The 22,801-nt window shown below is 39.4% G+C and carries 19 protein-coding genes; 4 read left to right on the top strand and 15 right to left on the bottom strand.

Annotated elements, in window-relative coordinates:
• Window positions 1–6: 6 nt before the first annotated feature.
• The 9 genes from PQO01_RS14985 to PQO01_RS14945 all read right to left on the bottom strand — a co-directional run bounded on the left by PQO01_RS14985 (window position 7) and on the right by PQO01_RS14945 (window position 10,853).
• Complete coding sequence (locus PQO01_RS14985; protein ID WP_274314895.1) at window positions 7–2,673, bottom strand: PSD1 and planctomycete cytochrome C domain-containing protein; 2,667 nt, start codon at window positions 2,671–2,673, stop codon at window positions 7–9.
• A gap of 137 nt (window positions 2,674–2,810) precedes the next feature.
• A complete protein-coding gene (locus tag PQO01_RS14980; protein WP_274314894.1) occupies window positions 2,811–3,704 on the bottom strand; it encodes an NAD-dependent epimerase/dehydratase family protein in 894 nt (297 codons plus the stop codon).
• A 109-nt stretch (window positions 3,705–3,813) separates the two neighbouring features.
• A complete protein-coding gene (locus PQO01_RS14975) occupies window positions 3,814–5,355 on the bottom strand; it encodes a YifB family Mg chelatase-like AAA ATPase (protein WP_274314893.1) in 1,542 nt (513 codons plus the stop codon).
• A gap of 69 nt (window positions 5,356–5,424) precedes the next feature.
• Window positions 5,425–6,279 (bottom strand): uracil-DNA glycosylase family protein, encoded by an 855-nt coding sequence (locus PQO01_RS14970; RefSeq protein ID WP_274314892.1) that lies wholly within the window; start codon window positions 6,277–6,279, stop codon window positions 5,425–5,427.
• Complete coding sequence (locus PQO01_RS14965) at window positions 6,257–7,543, bottom strand: protein kinase domain-containing protein (protein ID WP_274314891.1); 1,287 nt, start codon at window positions 7,541–7,543, stop codon at window positions 6,257–6,259. Before PQO01_RS14965 ends, PQO01_RS14970 begins: the two co-directional genes overlap by 23 nt.
• Before the next feature lie 13 nt (window positions 7,544–7,556).
• Entirely contained in the window at window positions 7,557–8,564 is a 1,008-nt protein-coding gene (locus tag PQO01_RS14960; protein WP_274314890.1) for an ROK family protein, read from the bottom strand.
• Between the two features lie 35 nt (window positions 8,565–8,599).
• On the bottom strand, window positions 8,600–9,400 hold the full coding sequence (gene proC, locus PQO01_RS14955; protein ID WP_274314889.1) for a pyrroline-5-carboxylate reductase: 801 nt from the start codon (window positions 9,398–9,400) through the stop codon (window positions 8,600–8,602).
• Between the two features lie 9 nt (window positions 9,401–9,409).
• On the bottom strand, window positions 9,410–10,234 hold the full coding sequence (locus tag PQO01_RS14950; RefSeq protein ID WP_007281108.1) for a sigma-70 family RNA polymerase sigma factor: 825 nt from the start codon (window positions 10,232–10,234) through the stop codon (window positions 9,410–9,412).
• 166 nt (window positions 10,235–10,400) lie between these two features.
• Entirely contained in the window at window positions 10,401–10,853 is a 453-nt protein-coding gene (locus PQO01_RS14945) for a hypothetical protein (protein ID WP_274314888.1), read from the bottom strand.
• A gap of 145 nt (window positions 10,854–10,998) precedes the next feature.
• Here PQO01_RS14945 and PQO01_RS14940 point away from each other — a divergent pair, with 145 nt between their 5' ends.
• Window positions 10,999–12,252: a Glu/Leu/Phe/Val family dehydrogenase gene (locus tag PQO01_RS14940; RefSeq protein ID WP_274314887.1), complete on the top strand. Its 1,254-nt coding sequence runs from the start codon at window positions 10,999–11,001 to the stop codon at window positions 12,250–12,252.
• Window positions 12,253–12,278: 26 nt separating this feature from the next.
• Here the strand turns inward: PQO01_RS14940 and bioF are convergent, their stop codons facing one another.
• From bioF to PQO01_RS14915, 5 genes are all read right to left on the bottom strand, one after another.
• Complete coding sequence (gene bioF, locus PQO01_RS14935) at window positions 12,279–13,457, bottom strand: 8-amino-7-oxononanoate synthase (RefSeq protein WP_274314886.1); 1,179 nt, start codon at window positions 13,455–13,457, stop codon at window positions 12,279–12,281.
• Window positions 13,417–15,312, bottom strand: coding sequence for a protein kinase domain-containing protein (locus tag PQO01_RS14930; protein WP_274314885.1), 1,896 nt, complete (start codon window positions 15,310–15,312; stop codon window positions 13,417–13,419). Before PQO01_RS14930 ends, bioF begins: the two co-directional genes overlap by 41 nt.
• Before the next feature lie 88 nt (window positions 15,313–15,400).
• Window positions 15,401–16,114 carry a hypothetical protein gene (locus PQO01_RS14925; protein ID WP_274314884.1) on the bottom strand — a complete coding sequence of 238 codons (714 nt, stop codon included), beginning with the start codon at window positions 16,112–16,114 and terminating at the stop codon, window positions 15,401–15,403.
• A gap of 11 nt (window positions 16,115–16,125) precedes the next feature.
• Window positions 16,126–17,775: a fatty acid CoA ligase family protein gene (locus PQO01_RS14920; RefSeq protein WP_274314883.1), complete on the bottom strand. Its 1,650-nt coding sequence runs from the start codon at window positions 17,773–17,775 to the stop codon at window positions 16,126–16,128.
• Window positions 17,776–17,784: 9 nt separating this feature from the next.
• Entirely contained in the window at window positions 17,785–18,957 is a 1,173-nt protein-coding gene (locus PQO01_RS14915) for a phosphoribosyltransferase family protein (protein ID WP_420792934.1), read from the bottom strand.
• A 220-nt stretch (window positions 18,958–19,177) separates the two neighbouring features.
• On the opposite strand from PQO01_RS14915, the gene PQO01_RS14910 reads away from it, so the two are divergent.
• The 3 genes from PQO01_RS14910 to PQO01_RS14900 are packed head-to-tail and all read left to right on the top strand — an operon-like array spanning window position 19,178 to window position 22,147.
• Entirely contained in the window at window positions 19,178–19,630 is a 453-nt protein-coding gene (locus PQO01_RS14910) for a PTS sugar transporter subunit IIA (protein WP_274314881.1), read from the top strand.
• Between the two features lies 1 nt (window position 19,631).
• Entirely contained in the window at window positions 19,632–21,188 is a 1,557-nt protein-coding gene (locus tag PQO01_RS14905; protein WP_274314880.1) for a formylglycine-generating enzyme family protein, read from the top strand.
• 2 nt (window positions 21,189–21,190) lie between these two features.
• A complete protein-coding gene (locus PQO01_RS14900) occupies window positions 21,191–22,147 on the top strand; it encodes a tyrosine recombinase XerC (RefSeq protein WP_274314879.1) in 957 nt (318 codons plus the stop codon).
• On the opposite strand, the gene PQO01_RS14895 is transcribed toward PQO01_RS14900, so the two are convergent.
• Window positions 22,144–22,779: a thiamine phosphate synthase gene (locus tag PQO01_RS14895; protein ID WP_274314878.1), complete on the bottom strand. Its 636-nt coding sequence runs from the start codon at window positions 22,777–22,779 to the stop codon at window positions 22,144–22,146. The two genes, PQO01_RS14900 and PQO01_RS14895, sit on opposite strands and share 4 nt — an antisense overlap.
• Window positions 22,780–22,801 lie beyond the last annotated feature (22 nt).

Raw genomic sequence — 22,801 nt, 5'->3', positions numbered from 1 at the left:
ATCTCTCTATTCTCTCGTTTTCATTGTATCTAAGCTATACAGCGTATTAACCAGCATTGCCCAAGAAGCTAAATCGACCTCATTTGAGGCACTATTAATACCAAGCGATAAACAAGTTTCTTTCGCTTCTTTAGGCATTTTTTTGTATTTAGCTTTTAACGTATTGAGTAAGTCTAATAGGATTTTTTCTCGATACTCACTGAGCAACTGTGATGTTAATTGCTCATAAATTTTTTGAATACGTTCTGAATCACTTAATTGAGTATCCGCTAAAAGCTTTTGTGCTAAGAGTCCCTGCATCTTAAAGAATTCAGGTTCATTCATTAATAATAAGGCTTGCAAGGGAGTATTAGTTCTTTCTCTTCTAGCAATACAGGCTTCGCGTTCTGGTGCATTCATAATACTCATCTGGGGCGGTGGCATACCACGTTTCCAAAAAGTGTAAACACTTCTTCGACGAGTTGCTTCCCCAGTATCGGCTGTATAAGTCTTGGGATAAGAATATGGCATTGTTACGGCTTTCCATAAGCCATCAGGTTGAGCTGGCTTTACACTTCGTCCGTACATCTTATTCGATAGCAAACCACTATTAAACAAAATTTGATCGCGAATCATTTCTGAATCCATACGGAAACGCGAACCACGTGCTAAGAGTCGGTTCTCTGCGTCACTCTTAAATTCTTCTTGACTCGCCTTCGATGATTGGCGATACGTTTTTGATAAAACTATTTTTTTCATTAAGGCTTTCACATCCCAAGACGATTCTTCGAAAGACACTGTTAAATAATCGAGTAATTTGGGATGACTGGGGACTTCTCCTTGCGCACCAAAGTCTTCTGAAGTCTTCACTAAACCAACTCCAAAGAGCTGTTGCCAAAAACGATTGACTGCAATGCGAGCTGTTAAGGGATGATCATTCACCAACCAATTCGCTAGATCCATTCTCGAGGCAATGTCACCTTGCTTTTTCAAGGGCGGTAAAAAACCTGGTGTATTGCGTTCTACCACTTCACCTAATTTATCATACTCACCCCTGAGCAATATATGAGCTGGACGAATATCTTTGCGTTCTTTCATTATCATTGCAGCTCGACGATTATCTTCGGGTACAGTTTCAATTACTGACTTCCAAGGATCTACACCATGGGGATGCAATTGTACTGCAGAATGCCAATCAGCACCAGGAGTCTGTGCCAACCAAGAATCATCACTAATAACATGAAAGTTTTCACCACGTAAAAGCATAATAAAACCACCTAAGCCTCCGACGTTCCCCGCTTCCACAATAATCTCATTCTCACCCTCTTTGAGATAGGAGGCAACATCTTTTTTAACAGGCTTATGCCATTCCTTCGAATGAGCAACTTGCTGACCATTAATCTTCAGGCTGAAATCATTGTCACAAGTAGCTTGAAGCAAAGCTTTTTTGGGTTTTGATTTGAGTTTAAAAAGCTTTTTAAAGTTGGCTTTTTCAGTCTTAACTTTGGCCTGTTTCCAAATCCAGTAGGGATTAATTTCAGCCGCTGCACCCACACTTTCATCTTTTAAGTAAATATAGGGTTTCTGAAGACCTTTTTTAAAGTCCCCGCCCTTTCGACCTCCAGTTTCAGCTCCACCATCAAAGTTATTAAAAAAGGCATACAGCGAAAAGAAATCTTTTTGAGTAATGGGATCATATTTATGATCATGACAGACTGCACATTGAACTGTTAAGCCCATAAAAGCCGTGCCCACTGCCGTCACTCGATCAATTACATTGCGTGTCAAACTTTCTTCTGGTGGCGCTGTACCTTTATCAATAATTAAATGGAGGCGATTGAAGCCCGAAGCGACTAACTGATCTTGTGTCGGCTTTTCGTAAAGATCACCCGCCACTTGGTAACGAATGAAATCATCATAGGGCAAATTTTCATTGAAAGATTTAATCACCCAATCACGATAAGGAGTCATATCGCGGTAGTGATCGTGGTGGCGACCATTTGTATCGGCAAAGCGAACTAAATCTAGCCAATATTTGGTCATATGTTCACCATATTGTGGCTTGGCAATCAGGCGATCAACTAAGTTCTCATAAGCTTTATCACTGGAGTCACTAAGAAACTGTTTTATTTCTTCTCTTGTTGGAGGTAAACCAGTCAAATCAAAACTTAGGCGACGGATTAAAGTTCTTTTATCAGCTTCTTCAGAAGGGCTATGCTGATTCTTTTCTAAAATGGATAAAATATATTGATCAATTTCTCCATTACCCCAATTTTTATTACTTACCTTCGGTTGAACTTTCTTTGCTGGGACAAAAGCCCAAAAATCTTCATATTTCGCGCCCTCTTCAATCCACTGCTTAATAAGGGCTTTCTCTTTGTCGTTCAAAGGCTTTTTATGAGAATCAATAGGTGGCATAATATCGTCTTCGTCATCAGTAATGATGCGCTGCCAAACAGTACTCTTTTCAAGATCACCTGGTAAGATACCGTGCTTCCCCCTACGAACTCGATAAGCCCCATCATCTCCCTCTGCTATATCGAGACGAAGCTTTTTCTTACGATCATGTTTATCGGGACCATGACAATGAAAACAACGATCCGAGAGAATCGGTCGTATATCCTGATTAAAATTAATCTCTTTAGCGTGTACACAGGTGATGAGAGCGAAGATAAGTATTAAAAAACGATTCATTTAAAATCCTAGAAAATTCATTCATTGAAAGTATATACACCATGCTCATGCCTATAGCTTTATTCTTGTGCATTTTCGGCAGAAAATGTTGTTTTTATCACAAATCCTCATGATGTGCTTAGTAAATACCTTTTTCGCTACCTATAATTTTGGGTCAAAAGATCTTCAAAATGACTGAGTCGACATTGTGTAAACATTTCAAAAAACTTATTCGATGAAACCCCTTTAGCGAAGGGATAAATTATTTCCTTAGAGCTAATTAAGTCTCGACCGCATTTAAGATTAATTTGCTTTACAATTTCACTAATTTCTAAACTCTCACCCGGTAGATTATAGAGTTCATAATCATTCACAGGTTTATTAGATATCACTTCTTTGCAAAACTTTCCTACATCTCCACTGTAAGTAAAAGCATATTGACCACTAAAGGGAATTGTGTAGGCGTTCCCTGCTTTAGCTTCCTTCATAGCTATACTCAAACCAGCTGTCGAGCCCTCTTCTCCTCTACTGGGACCATATATAATTTGCGGTCTCAGCACAGTGCATTTAATTCCGTAACTATGGGCGTATGATTCACAGAGTTCTTCGCCGGCAAGTTTCGTTGAAGTGTAGAGGTTGAGAGCTTCAGTAGGAGAACTCTCATCTGGAAAGCTTCCGTCACTCGGCACTTTATAAACTGCCGCAGTACTGATAAAAACAAAATGCTCTAACTTGCCGTATTCACGTACGGCTTCCAAGACATTTGCCGTGCCATTAATATTCACTCTTACTGCTTGCACTGGATCAGTTTTACATTGCGAAGTTCGCAATGCCGCCGTATGTAAGACATGCGTCACTTCATACTTATGCAGTAATCGCAAAATTGAATCTTTATCTAAAATATCCCCCTGCTCATAAATCACTCCCTCAATTACTTTATGTGCTGACTTACCTCGTGAAACTGCAATAACTTTACACTTCTGCCGTTTCAACAAAGCTTTAGCAGTTTCTTCACCCACACAGCCTGACCCACCGATAATCATTACCTGCATCTATGTATCTCGCTTATCATTAATTATTCATAACTCTATTATCGTTTTGATTGCCTTTACTTACAAATAGAATGACAAATCAATTGATGAAAGGATAAAATAACCAAGCTCACCATAGTTTGCGGTCTAAACTACGGTATTGGATGGCTTCGGCAATGTGCTCGGCTTGGATAGCTTCGCTTGCTTCTAAATCGGCGATGGTTCGCGACACTCGCAAAATACGGTCGTAAGCTCTTGCTGATAAATCGAGACTAGATATTGCATTCTGCAGAAGTTCTCGACTTCCAGAATCTAATTCACAGAGCTCTTGGAGTTCTTTGGCGTTGAGACTCGCATTTGTACGACTATCACCAAAACGCTTATGCTGAAGTTCTCTCGCCTGCTCCACTCTCTCACGAATCGAGGCAGAGCTCTCGCCTTCCGCCTTCTTCATAAGCTCTTCCTGACTTAGTGGATTCACTTCCAAATGTAAATCGATGCGATCAAGAAGTGGCCCGGAAATTTTATTTCTATATCTTTGGATCTGCATTGAAGTGCAACGACACTCTTTCTGTGATGAGCCAAAAAATCCACAGGGGCATGGATTCATCGCAGAAATCAGAGTAAAATCAGCTGGAAAACGACATGAACCATTGGCTCGAGAAATTTCCACATCTCCTGATTCCATAGGTTGACGGAGAACTTCCAAAGTACTTCGTTTATACTCAGGCAGCTCATCTAAGAACAGTACTCCTCGATGTGCGAGACTCACTTCTCCTGGTCTCGGATTAGATGAACCACCTAATAAGCCCGCTTCAGATATTGTGTGATGTGGTGACCTATACGGTCTTTGTGTTATTAACGATTGTCCTGCTTCTAATGTTCCTGCAATTGAATGAATCTGTGTGACTTTAAGAGCTTCCTCTAAACTTAGTTTTGGCAGAATTGTCGGAAAAGATCGTGCCATTAGAGTTTTTCCGCAACCAGGTGGACCAATCATTAATAAGTTATGACTTCCACAGGCGGCTATCTCTAAACCTCGGCGCAAAGCAGTTTGCCCCTTGATATAGGCAAAGTCGACTAGTGAATGATTTTGTTCTTGAGAAAATAAAGCCTCTAAATTCGTTTGAACTGGTGATAGGTTTATTGTTCCTTGTAAAGATTGATAAACTTGCGATAGGTTCTTGACTGGAATGACTTTCACACCTTCGGCGATAGCAGCTTCTTTAGCATTATCTTCAGCTATATAAATTTGCTTATAATCCAACTCACGTGCATAAAGCGCCATGGCCAATGCGCCTTTCACAGAGCGTATATGACCATCTAAGCCCAACTCGCCGATAAATACCGTCTCATTGAGCGCTTCAAGTGGAAAATTTTCATCACAGCTCGCTATTAATGCCATGGCAATGGGGAGGTCTAGTGCAGAGCCAGATTTTTTTATTCCTGCAGGTGCTAATGAAATTGTGGTAGATCCCATGGGAAAGTGAAAACCCGACGCATTAATGGCTGATCTAACCCGCTCTCTACTCTCCCGTACAGTTGTATCGGGAACTCCTACAATACTTAAAAAATTGTCACTCCCTGCGGCATCATTTGTACTGACTTCGACTTCAACACGAAAGGGTTCTATGCCATTTAAAGCAATTGACCACGTTTTGGCTAATTTCATTCCATACTCCTCTGTACTTTTACAGAATAATATAGTGTATGAATGAGGGTAAAATCCAGTTTTTAAGTATTAATTCTCTAGGTCGTGCATCACTAATTGTAAATCTGACCAAGCTTCTTTCTTTTTAACTTTACCGTAAACGTTCTCTGAACGCATTAAAAATGCTGGCGAATAGGTTGGCATGATTTTTATGCCATCCCACTCCAACCACTTACCACGGCATTGATTAATACTCTCGAAATCAGAGATCTCTCTAATAATACTCGGGCTACATACGACACATGATTGAGGCTTCACATTTTTCATTTGCTGTAAAATTGCTGCAACTTGCTCTTTTAAATCGCTTGAACGTGGACAGCGATGAATTTTAGCAACATAAACATTCTCTAGATTAAGTTTCATGGCCAATAACATTTTCTTGAAGAACTCACCAGAGGGACCATCAAAAGGGTCTTGTAATTCTCCCTTTATTAGAGAGGAGTCCAAAACAAACATTACCTTAGCCTGCTTATCTTCGTGCTCATCATTAAATGACACAGTACACTTGTTACAGGACACAGCCGTTTTTCTTAACTCACTCAATGTTAAACCACTTAAATCAACTTGTGGCTGAGGAGTTGCTTCTGGGCTAAATTCCTCTTCTGGTTTTTGTACTGGAAGCTTACGAATGGGAGTTTCTTTCGGTTCTTTCACTTCTAGTTTTTCAAGGAGAACTGGTGGAGTGCTGTGTTGACTTAGTGTTTTTGTTTCTTCTTCGCTTTTATGTGCTTCAACGACAGGCTGATTTGCATTAGGGAATTCAATCGGAGTTTCATTCACATAATAAAAGAAGTCATTTAGTTGATCGTGAGAAAGTTCAAAATTTTTATCACCTAAACGTTGCTCATTTTGTAAAACTTCTTCAAGCGCTTCGATGATTTTCATACGCATCCACTAAGTTATGAGAAAGGCTTTCTCGATCATCTGTATTGCTATCAGAACTACTCTTCATGAAATAAGCCATAATAAGAACAAGTATTATCATAATGATAATAAACACTGCACTTATTGGAAAACTCTTGGGCTCCAAATTTTCATCGCCTAAATTACCTTCATCATTTGGATCAATTCCATATACTTTGTCCTGATCTTCTTCCATTGGAGTCACTGAGCTCGGGGGATGTAAACTTCTCTCTGATGCTAATAAACTCAGGTCAATTTCTTCAGTTTTTTTAGGAACTAAAGTATCGCTAGGACTTGGCGCGAATTCTTTTAATATTTCTTTACTGGGATTTAAGTCGACACGTTCAAAGTCTTTTATTAAATCATCTAATTTGGGGCGGTGTTCTGGATTCTTTTCCAACATAGAGAGTATCAAGCGATCCAAACTTTCTGGCACTCGATTATTAGAATCTCTAAGTGATTCAGGTTTTATATTTTTATGCGCCTCTAAAAGTTCATTCGTCGTCTGCATTTTATAAAAAGGTGCATGCGATGAAAATATTTCGTAAATAATACATCCCAATGAATATATATCTGAATTTACTGAGACCTTACGTTCAGTTATTACCTCTGGAGCAACATATTGAGCATTGTTAATAGGATTGAATCCTAAATCTTTTTTGGAAAGTTCTAGCGCAGCTGGCCAAGAAGTTTCGACATCATAAAATAAAATATTTTCATTGAGATAAGCTATCGTACTTGGCTTTAAGTTGGCCGCATTCAGATCTTTATCAGCTAAATCTTTATAAGCTCGAATGAGTTTTAAGCTAATTTCAAAACATTTATCTAAGCTTAGTGATTCTTTTTGTCTGTACCCCTTAAGGCTTGTTTTAATAAAGTCGTATTCAATACAGAACTGATTTTCATGTTCAAAGGAATCTTGGATTTTAAGCAAATGATCACTTTCAACTAATTGTTGTTTTTGAACACTAAGCTTTAATGCTTGCTGAGCATGCAGAGAGTCGCTAACTAAACTGTTAAATACTCTTAGTCGGCAAAGTTTCCCGTCTTTATTTAGGGCATTATAAGTGTCTGAAAATTCGTCATTGGCTTTTATAACTTGTAAAACATAAGAGCCAAAAGACTTTGGTACTGTAAAAGTGTAATTACAGGAGGAGCATGACTGCTGAGTTAAAGCTTTATTATAATCAAAAAACATCCTGTTTTCACAAGATGGACAAGCTGCTTTAATTTGCTCGGCACTCATGTACAATCCCCTCTTATATTAATGCTAGTAAAGCCGCTCCTAATACACCTGCTGAATCACCTAACTGGTGACAATAAACTTTTGGCTTTGCAACAGGACTATAAATATAGCGTCTCATTTCTTCTTCAAGACCTTCATAAACAGTACTCTGTAAAGATACACCTCCGCCTAAAACAAAATAGTCGGGATCCATAATATTTGTTAAATTCGCAAGGAATTTAGCTAAACGTTTCTTGTATTGCTTAATTATAGCTTGTGCCATAGGTTCTTGTGCTTCGGCCATTTCGAAGATCTTGCGCGCATCAGGGCGTTCAGCAATTTGAGAATACATTCTTGAAGAATATGCAGCTTCAATTGCCGTACCTGATAAATACTGCTCAGCGCAACCTGCTACACCACAGTGACAAGGTAAACCACCATCTAACTCTAATGCCATATGTCCAACTTCGAAGGCTGAACCAGATGCTCCTGCCACTAACTGGCCGTTGATAATGCAACCACCACCTAAACCAGTACCGAGGATAAGCCCTAAGCCATTTTGTTTCTTAACTGGTTTACCACTATCTTTTGCAAAGCTTATACCTGCGCCTGCAAGCACTTCTGCTAAAGCAAAGCAGTTAGCGTCATTGCTTACTTCAACTGGAATGGGCAACTTAAGTAAAATCTGTAAGTCATTTTCTAAATTCTTATCCAAAAAGATGCGCGTATTACCATTGGACATTGCTTTTCTTTTGGGATCAACAGAACCAGGTAGGCCTATGCCTATGCCTTTGATTTCTTCTAGGGAAATTGTCAACTCTTTGGATAGATCTTTTATAAGGTTAGAGATATTTTCAATGACAATTTGGTAGCCTTTGCTTCTCTCTGTAGGGATTCTTCTAGAACCTCTGTTTCTTAAAAAGAGAACTTCTCCAGCAATCTGAATTTCTTGCCAATGGTCATTATCTTGAGTTTCTTTGACAACTTCAAAAAATGCGGCTTCAACTTTTGTTCCGCCAATATCTAATCCACAAATAATCATGTTTAATCTACCCTAAAATTGATACACTAATAAATTTATTTTATACCGCGACTTAATTCGTCGCCTCTATCTTTTGCCGCTTGAAAGCCATCTCTAAGAACTTGTCTCAAATTATTTTTTTTGAAATTCTCTAAGGCGGCATAAGTCGTTCCATTTGGAGATGTCACCGCATTGCGTAACTCTTCCGGACTCCCCAATTTATCGCTGAGCATTTGTGATGCTCCTAAAAAAGTCTGAATCGTAAAAGCCAAGGCAACTTCATCAGTCAAACCACTTTCTTTTGCGGATTGCGCAAAAGTATCAATCATTTCAAATACATAAGCAGGTCCACTTCCACTCAGTGCAGTAATTGTATTGATGTCTTCTTCTGCAACTTGAGCTAAAATACCCGAACATTCAAAATATTTTGTCAATAAATCAAAATCTTCATTATTAACGCCATCAGCTGAACAGTACGCGACCGCACCTTTAGATACACACAAAGGTGTATTAGGCATGGTTCGAGTCACTTTATCACTACCCAACCATTCTTGTAGATTCTCTAAGGTTATACCTGCACAAATAGATACGAAGTATTGATCTTTCACCATTGGCTGTAAAGAACGACAAATTTGCTCAGCCATTTGAGGCTTAAACGCGAGAACAACCATTCGTGAGTTCATAGCATCTGAGTTGTTTTCACTAACAGGTATATCTGTTAACTTGTGAAAGTCATTGCGACTTTCATCTGGTGCTGTACCAATAATTTGATCGCTAGTCAATACACCATTAAGGCATATACCTTTTGCAATAGCACTGGCCATTTTGCCAGTACCAATAAATGATAAGTGCTTCATATATTCTACTTAATTAAGCAGACTTTCACGCTGCATTCTTTCTCTGAGTTTCTTGAGCGCTTGGTTTTGAATCTGACGAACACGCTCACGTGTTCTACCAATAGCTTGACTTACTTCTTCCAAAGTTTTTGGACGACCTGACAATAAACCAAAGCGTAATTCTAATACCAATTTTTCACGATCAGTTAAGTAGACAATAAACTTCATCATGGAGTTTATTGATTCTGCTTCACCAATGATATCTGAAGCGGTCTGAGAAGCTTTGTCGGCTACAATATCTTGAATTTCACCATCTTCACCATCTTGTAGTTTGGCTTGGAGTGAAATAGTTGATCCACCAACAGTACTGAGACCTGAAACTGTTCTCTTTGAAAACTCTAAATAGGTTGCAATCTCTTGATCAGTAGGCTCACGCATGAGCTTTTCTTTCAATTCAATGCGAGCATTTCGAATCTTGTTTATTTTACCTGCCGACTGGACAGGAATACGAATTGTACGGCTCTGATTAGCCAAACCACGGCGCATGGACTGTTTAATCCACCACGCTGCATAAGAAGAAAATTTTGCACCTTTAGCGGGGTCGAATTTTTCAACCGCACGCATCAATCCAATATTGCCTTCTGAAATAAGGTCAGATAAGGGCAAGCCGAGTCCTTTGAAATCATGTGCAATTTTCACAACAAGTCGAAGATTGGAAACGATTAGCTTTTCACGTGCTTTATCACTACCTAACTTAATATCAGCCGCTAAATCGACCTCTTCTTCTTTTGTTACTAGTGAATAATCACTAATATTATGCATATAATTACGAATGGCGTCGCTTTTTGAATCCATCTGCAATTTCCCGGATACTTAAATTTGTTAATGTTTACTTGTAAAATACAATAGCATATTTCACCCCTCACGTTCTGTGCGGAAATAAGCGTGCTATAGTAACGGACGTTCAATATAATACAAGCCTGATTTTTAGAAAACAAGCCCCTACTTAAAGTAAGTCATATTATAAGTCTCTATTCTCCATCAAAGACCAGTGAAATTGCTCCGAAGCGTGATGATTGATACCGGATAACTGAGTAAAGAGCTCTTTAGTTTTGGCGAGTTCAGAGATTTTTGAGTAAGCCTCATATCTCAACTCAAACACCTTAGAAATTTTATGAATTACTTTTTCAAAATCTGAACTCTTTAAATCTTCTGGCAAATCATCAAGTAAAGTTAGGGGCTTCCCCATATCCGGCGTGTTTTGAAACCATGAATTCAAAACGGCTTGCGGAGACGAATCTAAGAAACATTTTAAGTAATTTGCAATATGCTTTTGCTGACGTGCGCAAAAATGACTAATCGCTTGAGTTTTTGGTTTAACAAAAATTTCTTCTAATTCTTCCATAGTATCTGACATCTCGAGATGCTCTCTTCGACATTGCCGGATAATTTCTTTCGTTTGAGAAAAGGACATAATAAACTCCTGCTTAGGTTTCTAATGTAGTTAATTTATGACACAAAGTACAAAAAATGAAATTATTTTTTAACTTAAAGCCCTCTTTCCTATTCCTTTGCCGAGCTCGATGCTGTAGAATAAGAAAAACAAAAGGGAGATCACCTTGGATAAACTATTCAAAAACGTCATTAACATTTTCAACGAAGCCTGCAAAACAGCTGATATTGGCAAAACCATACACACCATTTTAAAACAACCTAAAAATGAACTCATTGTCAATTTCCCCGTTCGTATGGACTCCGGTGAAATGAAACTTTTTAAAGGCTACCGTATTCAGCACAATAATATCTTGGGACCCTACAAAGGAGGCTTTCGCTTTCATCCACAAGTGAATTTAGACGAAGTAAAGGGTCTCGCAATGCTAATGACCCTAAAATGTTCTTTGGCGGACCTACCTTTTGGTGGTGCCAAAGGCGGTGTGAAATTCAATCCAAAAGATCACTCCGAAAGTGAAATGGAAAGAATCACCCGACGATTCGTTCATGCTTTGGGAAATAACATAGGACCAAACTTTGATATACCCGCACCCGACATGGGTACGAGTGCTCAGACGATGAACTGGATGATGGACACCTACCTCAACACTTCTGGTTCACTCGAAAGACAATGCTTAAAAGGCGTAGTCACTGGCAAGTCTGTTAAAGTCGGCGGCACAAAAGGGCGCGCACAAGCCACGGGCTACGGTGTCGTCATGTGTATTGAAGAATGGGCCAAACAACACAATTATGATTTAAGCCAAAAAACCTTCATCATTCAGGGATTTGGCAAGGTTGGCTCATGGGCCGCCAAAAGACTCGATTCCCTAGGCGCCAAAGTCATTGCTGTAAATGACTGTGCCGGCACACTCTACATGAAAGACGGCATCCCCATACGTCAGCTCACTGAACACATTCAAAACAAAGGAAGCCTGGAAGACTTCATGGGTCAAGAATTACTAAGTCGCGAAGATTTCTTTTCCATGAAAGCTGATGTCATGATTCCCGCCGCTCTAGAAAACCAAATCGGTGAAGAAGAAGCTCGTATGGCCCAGGTTGAACTTATTGCTGAAGGCGCAAATGGCCCTATCAACAACAAAGCAGATGCCATTTTAGAAGAAAGGGGTATTGCTGTCATACCAGACATACTTGCTAACTCAGGTGGCGTTATCGTCTCCTATTTTGAATGGCTGCAAAACCGCTCAAATGATTACTGGCACGAGCACCACGTCTTAGAAAAACTCCATGACAAAATAACTCAAGCCTATCATATAGTTCACGACCTAAGTATCGAACTCAATGTCAGTAAAAGAGAAGCGGCCTATATACGAGCCTTAAAAAACATTGATGAAGTTTATACAGAGCGAGGAATATTCCCTTAGCGGTACAGTGAAATCTTAGCAGATTATCACAACACATCTAGCAAGGCTACTACCTGCTCTTCTGTGTGAAGACTTGACAAAGTCAAGCGTAGTCGAGCCGTTCCTTTCGGCACTGTTGGAGGTCTAATTGCCGGCACTAAAAAACCTTTATCCAATAAGTTTTTAGACTTCTCCAAAGCAAGTTTTTCCTCTCCCATGATAATCGCAACAATCGGGCCATCTCCATCCACAAGCTTATAAGCTTTGGCTTCTAATGAACACCTAAGCTTTCTAGACATATCCATGACGTATTTACGCTTTGCCTCATACTCTTTAGTACACATCAACTCCACCGCTTTCAAATTTGCCGCAACAACTCCTGGCGGCAGAGCCGTAGAAAAAATATAAGAACGACAAGTATTGAGTAAATAGTCTTTTATACTCTTACTCATACATGCATATGCGCCAAAGCTGCCAAAAGCTTTTGAGAAAGTCCCTAATAACAAGTCGACATCTTTTGCCCACTTACCTGTAGGTCCACAACCAGCCTCTCCATAGACACCCGCACCATGAGCATCATCTAGATATAAAAAAGCTTTATATTGCTTGGAAAGACCTATCAAATCATCCACCGGCGCCATATCACCATCCATACTAAAGACCGTTTCTGAAACAATGATTTTATTCTCCACCGACTCATAACGTTTCAACAAGTCATTCAAGGAGCTCATATCATTATGCTTAAAGCGCTGAAACTTCGCACCTGACAAACGAACACCATCAATAATAGATGCATGAACTAGGCGATCAACAAAAATCATAGTTCCTGAATCCGCTAGAGCCTGCAATAAACCTACATTTGCTTGAAAGCCACTATTAAACACAATAGAGGCTTCAGCCCCCTTCCAATCGCAAATAGCAGCCTCTAGATCAGCATGTAAAGGTAAAGTTCCACAAACTAAGCGAGATGCCGTAGACGACACACCATAACGCTGAGTAGCTTCTACAGAAGCTTGAATAAGCTGCTGATCTAAATGCATACCCAAATAACTATTCGAGGAAAAATTTATTATCCTCTTTCCTTCATAATCGTACTCCGCATCGTGAGTATGATAATAGACTTTAGCTTGTCTAAATAAATCTTTATCCTTTATACCCTGTATGAAATTTCCATACTTACTCTCATCATGCATCCTTAAATGCATCCAGTATTTTTGGCGGTTCACTTGGGTTAAAAGCCTTTGTTCTATGCTTTTTTCCTTGAGCATTCTGCAGAGATTCGGAGTATAGCGAATAATTTTTCAGTTCTTGTAGCTTTTTACCGAAGTGAATACGAAAGTCTTTGATATCACCTTCACTAAATTCTTCTTTTATCCTCTGTAATTTCCCAAAGGAAGGAATAGCTTCATTCGGCCACAAACGTAAATTCCTATGCACCAAACTTTTCCCATCTGTATAAGTTCTATTTATATTCAATGAACTTATAATCGTCGTTGACGTGCGAGCCATACTAGGTGCATTCTTCGTGTAATCGACAAAGTCACAAAACAGCGTCCAACTTGTAATTGACAAACGTGTTGCGTTATTATCTTCGGCTAACCCCATTTCAACCAAGCCTGCTAAAACAGGACGGATTCTTTTCTTAGGAATTTTTAAATTATTGGAAACTTCACTTATCAACTCCTGCATCGGCATACTTATATGCCCATCAGCATCCAAACTCCCATAAACAGCCATCAACAAACGAACCTGCATGATGACTTCAAAAGTACAATCTGCAACTATCATTGGATGCGCTATATCATCCATCTGACGCAAGCGCTTAAATAAAGAACTCATCATCCCCTGAAACCACGGAGGTAGTTTCTCTATTTGGCGTAAAAGGCAGTCATTGGAAATTTTTATACATTTTGTCTTAGTTGTTGTACTCACTGTAGCCGAACGTGTCTCCTCTGTAATAAGAGCCATTTCTCCAAATACATCACCTGGACCTAAATGTGTAAGGATATGTTTTTTGCCGTTTATTCGTTTATAAACTTCTACTTCTCCCTCCACAATCAAATAAGCATCGTTACCTAACTCGCCATGTTTAACGATAACCTGCCCCTTTTTATATTCTTTATTATTAGAAATAATTTGACCAGACATAAAGCCATCTAAAGCGGTGGAAAACTCTTCTACAGTCTGGAAACGCTCATCTTTTTTAGAGGCCATAGCCTTTTCAATAATCTCACACAACTCTACTGGAATTTGCTTTTCTAATGAAAGATCAACCACTGGTGTTAATTTGTTAAGCTCAGACCGCTCAATGGTATCAGTTAAACTAGAACCTTTAAATGGCTGCCTATGAGTAAACAAATGATATAGGGTTGCACCTAAGAGAAATATATCCGAAAGCTGATCAACATCATCAATATCACCACGAGCCTGTTCTGGTGACATGTAACCTGGGCTACCTTTAATAATACCATCCATTGTAAGCGAAGTATTTGTGGGATGGTACGGTGTCTCGCCGTCCTCCTCATCATACTCACGTTCTTCGTCACCTAAATATTTAGCTAAACCCCAATCCATCAGTAAAACTTCACCAAAGGAACCTACCATAATGTTTTCAGGCTTTATATCACGGTGAACCACGCCGTTAAAATGAGCGAAAGACACCGCATCGCAAACTTTTCGAAATATCGTAAGTAGAGTGAATTGGCTATAAAAGCTTAGGAACTCCTCTTCTCCACTCGACAAGAGCTTAATAACATCCGAGAGAGAGTCACCTTGAACATACTTCATTGTAAAGAAAACTTTGCCCTCTTCATCCACACCCAAACTGTGAACAGGAACAATATTGGGGTGCTCTAGTCGACCTGTAATCCTAGCTTCTTCAATAAACTGCAGAATCCTTTCGTCATCTTTAGCTATCTTATCTAGCATAACTTTGTAAGCTATATCACGATTTAATGGAATATCATATTTGCGATGAACTTCTCCCATTCCACCTATTTCTAATAGACCTCTATCTTCTAGGTCTTGCCCCTTTTTCAAAGCCTTAAGTTTTTCGACTAGATTATTAGCTTCATTTTCCATTGAATAAACTGTACCTATCCTATTAATCGTAGGCCTATACTCTACTTTACCACAAACAGCAATAAAAGTTTTTTTGAACTTAAATCACTTAAAAAACGAATAAACCTTTAGGATACTCCACTCCATAATCGCCATCGTGCTCATTAAACTTTATCTGCATATCTCCAAAAGCATTTTTTAGGTACGCTTCTTTAGGCATTGAGCGGTTATTTTTTTTGGTAAAGCCCTCGAATTGTAAAAGCCTATCAGGTTTATCAAAATTTAAACTCCCCGTCTTCCACATAACTTTAACTGGGCCTAAATATTTTTCTGAAATCCAAACTTTGGCGTACTCATCATTATCAGGGTCCGCTAACAAAAATACACGACATTTAATTCGAGCTAAACCAAGATGGTCAACTTCATATTCTTTCATCAAGTCCCAATACATAAATGACAAACTAAAATCCCCAGGCCGTAATTGCAGTAGATTGTACAATTCCTTCCCTTTCGACTCCAACTCCTTAGTCTCATGGACATCACCAAAGCTGTACGCAACTTTCATCACATCATCTTTCAATTTAGTCTTGACCACCAAACTCTCTTTTCGCATCAGGGCAACTAAAGTAAAAGGATACCTAGCTCTCTTCCCCTCTTTTGGTCGAGTATTAATATTGCCCTGCATCTTGATCCACGACTCACCAATCAAAGCCTTCCTAGCTAAGCTCATAAAATCTTCTGTGTTCATTTTTGATCGATCATCCTGAGCATATGAACTCAAAAAACACACAAAGCATAAAATAGATAAAAACTTAAACCTCATAAAAACTCCTACTAAACTTCTTTTTGCGCCCAATCCCTCAAGAGATCGCGCTTTATTTTTGCATTATGCCGTACATCCACAGGAAAACTCTCTTTGAATAAAAATTTATCTATATTCAAATTAGGTAATTTTTCTCCAAGCAAATCACTAAATTCTTTAATACTTACAGCTTGCTTTTCTTTACTCCCTAAGAGCTCTAAACAATTTGGCTCGACAATCAAAGCCGCTTTTTCTTCACCATAGGGAACCAAAGCACTGCGCTTAACACTCTCATGAAGATTCAAAACATTTTCAATCTTATCTGTACAAAGCAACTTATCTTTAATCTCAACTCTTTCATTTTTTCGGCCACAAAACCATAAATAACCTTGCTCATCAAAATAACCTAAGTCTCCCATCCTGTGCCAGACACGGTCTTCCTCATAGATTTTAGATTTCTTAGTACCTTCTTCATTATTGTAGTATTCATGAGTTGTAATAGGACCAGAGTTAACGATCTCGCCAACTTCGCCTGAACCCAAAACTAAATCACTTGACCACTTCTCTATGGCTTCATCACTTATTTTTATGATTTTCACATCGTACTCAGGAGACATAGGCTTACCTACACATGTTCCCTCACCTGCTTCGGAGCGCTCTGCACTAAAATTCAAAACCTCCGAACCTTTCATACTGGTTAAGGGCAAAGACTCCGTGGCTCCGTATGGAACAAAAATCTCTGCATCCTCATTTAAAATTGATCTTAGGTAGCGACGATGCAACTCCGGCTCAACCGAACACCCTGCCATTACTAAGCAACGCACAGAAGGCAAACTTTGATTATTTTCCTCACAATGATCTGCCATTACTTTCCAAAAAGCTGGTGAGCCAAAAGAGAAACTTACATTTTGCTCTTCCATAATTCGCAAGATTTTTACAGGATCGGCCGCCGCAGGCTTCGAGGTATCCATATCGGGAATCAGTGTTGGCATCCCCATACATACGGCAAAGAGTGCAAACAAAGGAAATACACTCATATCCATGTCGTTTACCGTCACTTCGTATTGCTCTTTAATTATATCCAGCTGAAAATTAAAGATTTTACATGTGTAAACGACACCTTTTGCTGGCCCTGTACTCCCACTGGTAAACAGCAACGCTGCTAGTTCGTCTTCTTCCATATGACAAGCAGGGTAGAACTTCTCTTTAAAGCTCACTGAGTTTAAATTCTTAACCCCAAAAAGAGGACAGAAACCCAAACTCCAGTTGATCTTAACCCCTTTAAAAGCATTAGAGTTAAACAATTTAAAAAGAAATACTGCCGGCAAAGCAACTAAAGCATCTGCTTTGGCCTGCTCAACACAATTAAGCAAATGCTTTTTTCCCATCCCTGGATCAATAAATACTGGCACTGCCCCAACTTTAAACAAAGCAAAAGTTAAGGCACACAAATCAGCCCCAGGCTTAACCCCCAGCAAGACTCGACTACCCTTTTTGATTCCAGAATCTGCAAAGGCACGTGCATATTTTGAACTTAACTCTTCTAGCTGCAAAAAAGTTAAGTGTTTATAAACCCCCGCTCCTGTAATTTTATCACGTTTACAGAGCTCAATAACAGCACGCTTATAGGGCTGCTGATCAACCTGCTGTTCTAAGCGACAAGCTACATTAGCGTTCTTCATGAAAAAGCTTTATTTGTTTCCGAATGCCGAAGTAATATGCTGTTTCCAGCGAGGGTTTTTAGAGCTAATATCTACGCTGTAAAGCTCGCCAGGAGAAGATGCAATTTCTTGCCCACCAGTAATCTCAGTCAACTTATTAGCAATCCAATTTTCAAGTTTCAAGACTGTGATTTTCTTACGTAAACGCCCCTGTTGGTCACGATTCAAAATGGCTGGGATTGTATTAGTAGTTACAATCTCATCAATTGACTCATCTGCCAATTTTTCACGACTTTCAGCTGATGAATGAAAATGCGTCACGCAAAAGATAATCCTTCTTGGCTTATATTGCTTTAATATACGGCAACACTTCACAATTGTTGTACCAGTTCGCACCATGTCATCAAAAACAATCACGTCTTTACCTTCAATATCTTCCATCCCGATATCAGAGTCTTCACTAGGCTCCATCTCAATAGCTCTTTCACCCGAACGAACCTTATCCATCTTTAGCATAGGAGGATTAATATGAGCCATCTCATCTTTAATCATCTGAACAAAAGGAACAGCTCCTTTATCTGGAGAACAGACAATTGTTTTTCCTGGGTCAACAATGCCGGAACTCGCTAAGTAGTGAGAGAATATATCGCAGGGAACATAGTTATGAAATGCACCATTCAATTCTTTTTGAAAGAGGTTTTGAGTAGAAAATGAGTGATTATGTATCGTAAAAACTTGATCAACACCTGCTAGAGAAAGTAACTGCGCGTAGAGTAAGGCAGTAAAAGGCTGACCATCAAATTTTTTCCTTAAATCCGCTCCACGATCTTCATTAAAAAAAGAATGCTCATGCCTAGGCCCACGGTCTTGACATGAGTAGAACAAATCCGGCTCCATCAAAATAACCTGCTCTGCGCCATTATCTTTTGCAGCTCTAGCAATAACTAAGTTACGCATCGACAATGAGTTCCTAGAGAAATTTAAAGACTGAGTTGAAACGATAACAACCGTCTTCCCCTTTAGGTAATAACCAATGTCTTCGAACGCATTTTCATCATTAATGAAACGTGGGCAAAACTCAGTATTTTGAAAATCTTTCAATGCTATAAGGTCTGAAACATCAACAATTTGGCCACAGAAATGTGCCACATCGATTGCAAATGGGTTGTCTGAAGTGTTACCGATTATAATCGTATTCATAATAATTGTAAGCCCTGTATGGATTGGATAATAAAATCCCGAAAAACTAAAGGTATATGGACTCTTTTCAAGACATGCTTTTTTAAAGTCACTGCTTTTTTAATTCTTTCAGGCATTAAAAAATACAACAATTAGTCTTGTTTTGAACTTAAAAATCTATAGACATCATCAACTTGAGTGATAGATTAGCGATCATTATTAACCAACAGAGTTTTTACCTGTCGTGCAACTAGTCAATTACATCGATCGCCAACGCATCATCTTCCTTGAAGCTACAGACATCAATTCCGCTCTTCAGGAAATGGTTGACGCATCTCGTAACAAGATTAATAAGCCTGCAAACTTCTTAGAAGCCTTAATCAACAGAGAAGAACTCATGAGTACAGGCTTTGGCTTTGGGATTGCTTACCCGCACGCTAAGACAGTTGACATCGATGAATTCTTTGTAACTATTGGCATCAGTAAATCAGGCATTGATTGGAAATCTTTCGATCAAAAAGACGCTCAGCTTATATTTATGATTGGCGGTCCCGACGGTCAACAAGATGTCTACCTAAAACTCTTAGCCGGATTATCTAGCTTTCTTAAAAATAGTCAACTTCACGACCAGCTCACTAATTTCTGTGAAGATATTGACTCATTCTATCAATTTATAGTAGAAAAACTCAAGCAGTAAAATGAATCAAAAACGTCCTCCCAGCGCCAAAAAATTTATTCGCAAGCAAAAATCTGATGCCGGCGATACAAAGCGTGGTCTAAAAGTCAGAAAACCAGGTTCTCAGTCCTCCTCTGTTAAAGACACAAAAACAGGGGGATTAAAAATCAAGGGTACTTCCAACCAAACGGGAGCTCTGAAAATCAAAAAAGCTGGGCAAGATTCAAGACCAGCTAGCAGCAAAACTTCTGGACTAAAAATCAAGAGCGCATCTAACCAAACGGGGGCTCTGAAAATCAAAAAAGCTGGGCAAGATTCGCAAGTCCCAGGAAATAAAACAACTGGTCTACGAATCAAGAGTGCTTCTAATCAAACAAACGCTACTGGACTTTCCATTAAAAACGGAAAAACTGCCTCACACATATTAAGGCGTAAAAAGAGTGGGAATGACACCGCCACACCTGAGGGACTTAATGTAAAACGTCCCGGTGGAAAAACACAAGGTGTTGGACTCAAAGTATCCGGTCGTAAAGACAAAGGCCAATTAGAAAAAATCCAAGCCAGCGTACTCAATAATAATGAAACAACTCCTGAGGCACAAAAGTTCCAACTCAAAGCCTCAGGGAACAACACTTTAAATGAGCAAGCTTTCCACGCTCACACACCAAGTAATGGCTTATTTGGCAATATTAAAGCCGCGGTAAAAAAGGAAGAGACTCCAGCGAAGCCACTTAAAAAAGCTGCACCAGTCCTTGATCCACTCTTATCAACACCTGATGCCCAAGCCACGACTCAAGAAACACCGGCTACTACTCCTGTAGCACCGACTACTACTCCTGTTTCTCCAGCTCCTGCTACAAGTACACCTAGTAACTATAATGATTATCAAGATAGTCAGGGGACTGCCTTTTGCTTAATTCCTGCAGGAAACTATGTCGTCGGCACTGATAACCGCCCTCACGAGGTCACAATCCCCTTTGGCATTGGCAAATTTCAAATCACAAAAGAACAATTTTTTCACTACCTTAATGAAACAGGTCAGAGTTTACCAGAAGAAGAACTCAACCAAATCAATGCCATCGCTCCTTACGCAACCTGCCCAATTGTAAACGTTAGTTGGAACGATGCAAAAAATTATTGTCGCTGGTTACGCAAAGTTACTGGTGAATACTACAACCTCCCAACTTCCTATGAATGGGAAGCTGCGGCCCGTGGAACATATGGTCTCCATTACCCTTGGGGTGAGCAAGCTCCTAGTTTAGAAATTGCCCTATTCAATGATGGTGTTAATGAACCTCTATCTTGCTCATCCGTTGATTATTATGCTCACAACAAAAGTCCTTACGGTGTTGTTGGCATGGTCGGCAATGCAATGGAATGGACCAACGACTCCTTTGATGACGAACGCGACCCACACATCCTCAAAGGCGGCTCATGGCGCTCGCCTATCGACTTCTGTAACACACACTCCAGTGTTGTTTCCTATCCACCAAGTCGACGCGAGGATTACTTTGGCTTCCGCATTATCCACGTTCCTGCTGAGTACTTTAAAGATTACTACATTGCCAATATGACCTAAAGATGGATTTGCCATTCAAAGATAAGACTCTCTTAGCATTTTTTAAATACCTAAAAACTGAAAAGAACTTTTCTATTCATACGCAAAAAGCCTACTTCTTTGACATAATTGAGTTCATCACTCAAACATGGGGCGACGAAGCCATTGAAGCTCAATCTTTAGCTTGGAACGCCATAGATAAGAATAAAGCAAAGAATTATATTTTTTCCTTACAGGAAAATGATACTTCGAAAAACACTCTACTCAGAAAGTGTTCATCACTCCGTAGTCTTTATAATTTTTTCTTGAAAGAAGAACTGCACAACAACAATCCATTTCAGGATATAAAAGCGGCAAAAAAAGACAAGACTTTACCACTCATCTTATCCCGTGAAGACATCTCCACGCTTTTAAGTTCTCCAAGCTCCTATTGGGCTCAAAAAAAAGGAAAAAACAACGATCTTCTCGCTGCACGAGACACCGCAATCTTGGAAATCATCTATAGCGGTGGCTTACGTATACAAGAAGCCTTAGACATATCTTTTGATCAAATTAACTTGGAAGAATCAACTCTGAGGATTTTAGGCAAAGGAAAAAAACAAAGAATTGCCTACCTAGGTGAACCTGCAAAAAAGGCTTTAGCAAACTATTCGTCTTGCCGTAAAAACGCCGAATTAAACTGGACTTCACAACAAGACCCCGTCTTTATCAACCTCAAAGACTTCAAAAAACTCAATGCCCGCTCCATTCAGCGCAATTTAAAAAACTACCTAGCTTTTTGTCAACTACCACCTGATATCACACCACACAAATTGAGACACTCTTTTGCGACTCATTTACTAGATGCAGGTGCTGACTTACGCTCTGTTCAAGAGCTTTTAGGCCACGAGAATCTCTCAACAACCCAAATCTATACCCATATTTCTACTGATCGCTTGCTAGAGGCTTACGACAAAGCTCATCCACACGCACAGACTTAGTTCACGCCATGATAGAGCTCTAATCTAGGACACTTATAAAGTTCCGAGCACAATGCGACATGCTTAACACCAATGCCTCTAAGCTCATTTATATTCTCTTTATTGATGCCTCCAATTGGATAAACTCGCTCTGCTTCAATCAGAGCAAACACATCCTCAATAAAACTAGGCCCTTTAGCACTTAGCCCCTTCTTTGTAGTGGTTTCAAACACCGTACCCACACCAACATAATCAATGCAGTTATTCTCTATCAAGATCTTTGCCTCATGAGCCTCTTCTAGTGACCTAACCGTCAAACCAATAAACGCATCTCTTCCTAAAACTTCTCGAGCCTCTACGACTGATGCATCACTTTGACCGAGGTGCACCCCTCCTAAATTTAAATCTTGACAAAGCTGAATATGATCATTCATAATAACTAAACAATCAGAATTTTGTTCTTTGATAAGCTCATTATACTTTTCTACTTGCTTAAAAAGCTCATCACCTGACAAGTTTTTAACACGTAGCTGAATGAGTTTTAAGTCTCTTGCCAAGCATTTTAAAATACTATAATCCGGGTCCAATTTTTGAGCCACTTCATGATCATAAATCCAATACGGTTCAACTGCTTTCAAAAGTGATTGATTCATAGTCCACTTAATTCCTCGAGAA

The organism is Lentisphaera marina, assembly GCF_028745505.1.
Lineage (GTDB): Bacteria > Verrucomicrobiota > Lentisphaeria > Lentisphaerales > Lentisphaeraceae > Lentisphaera > Lentisphaera marina.
This window is presented reverse-complemented; position numbering and strand designations above follow the sequence as displayed.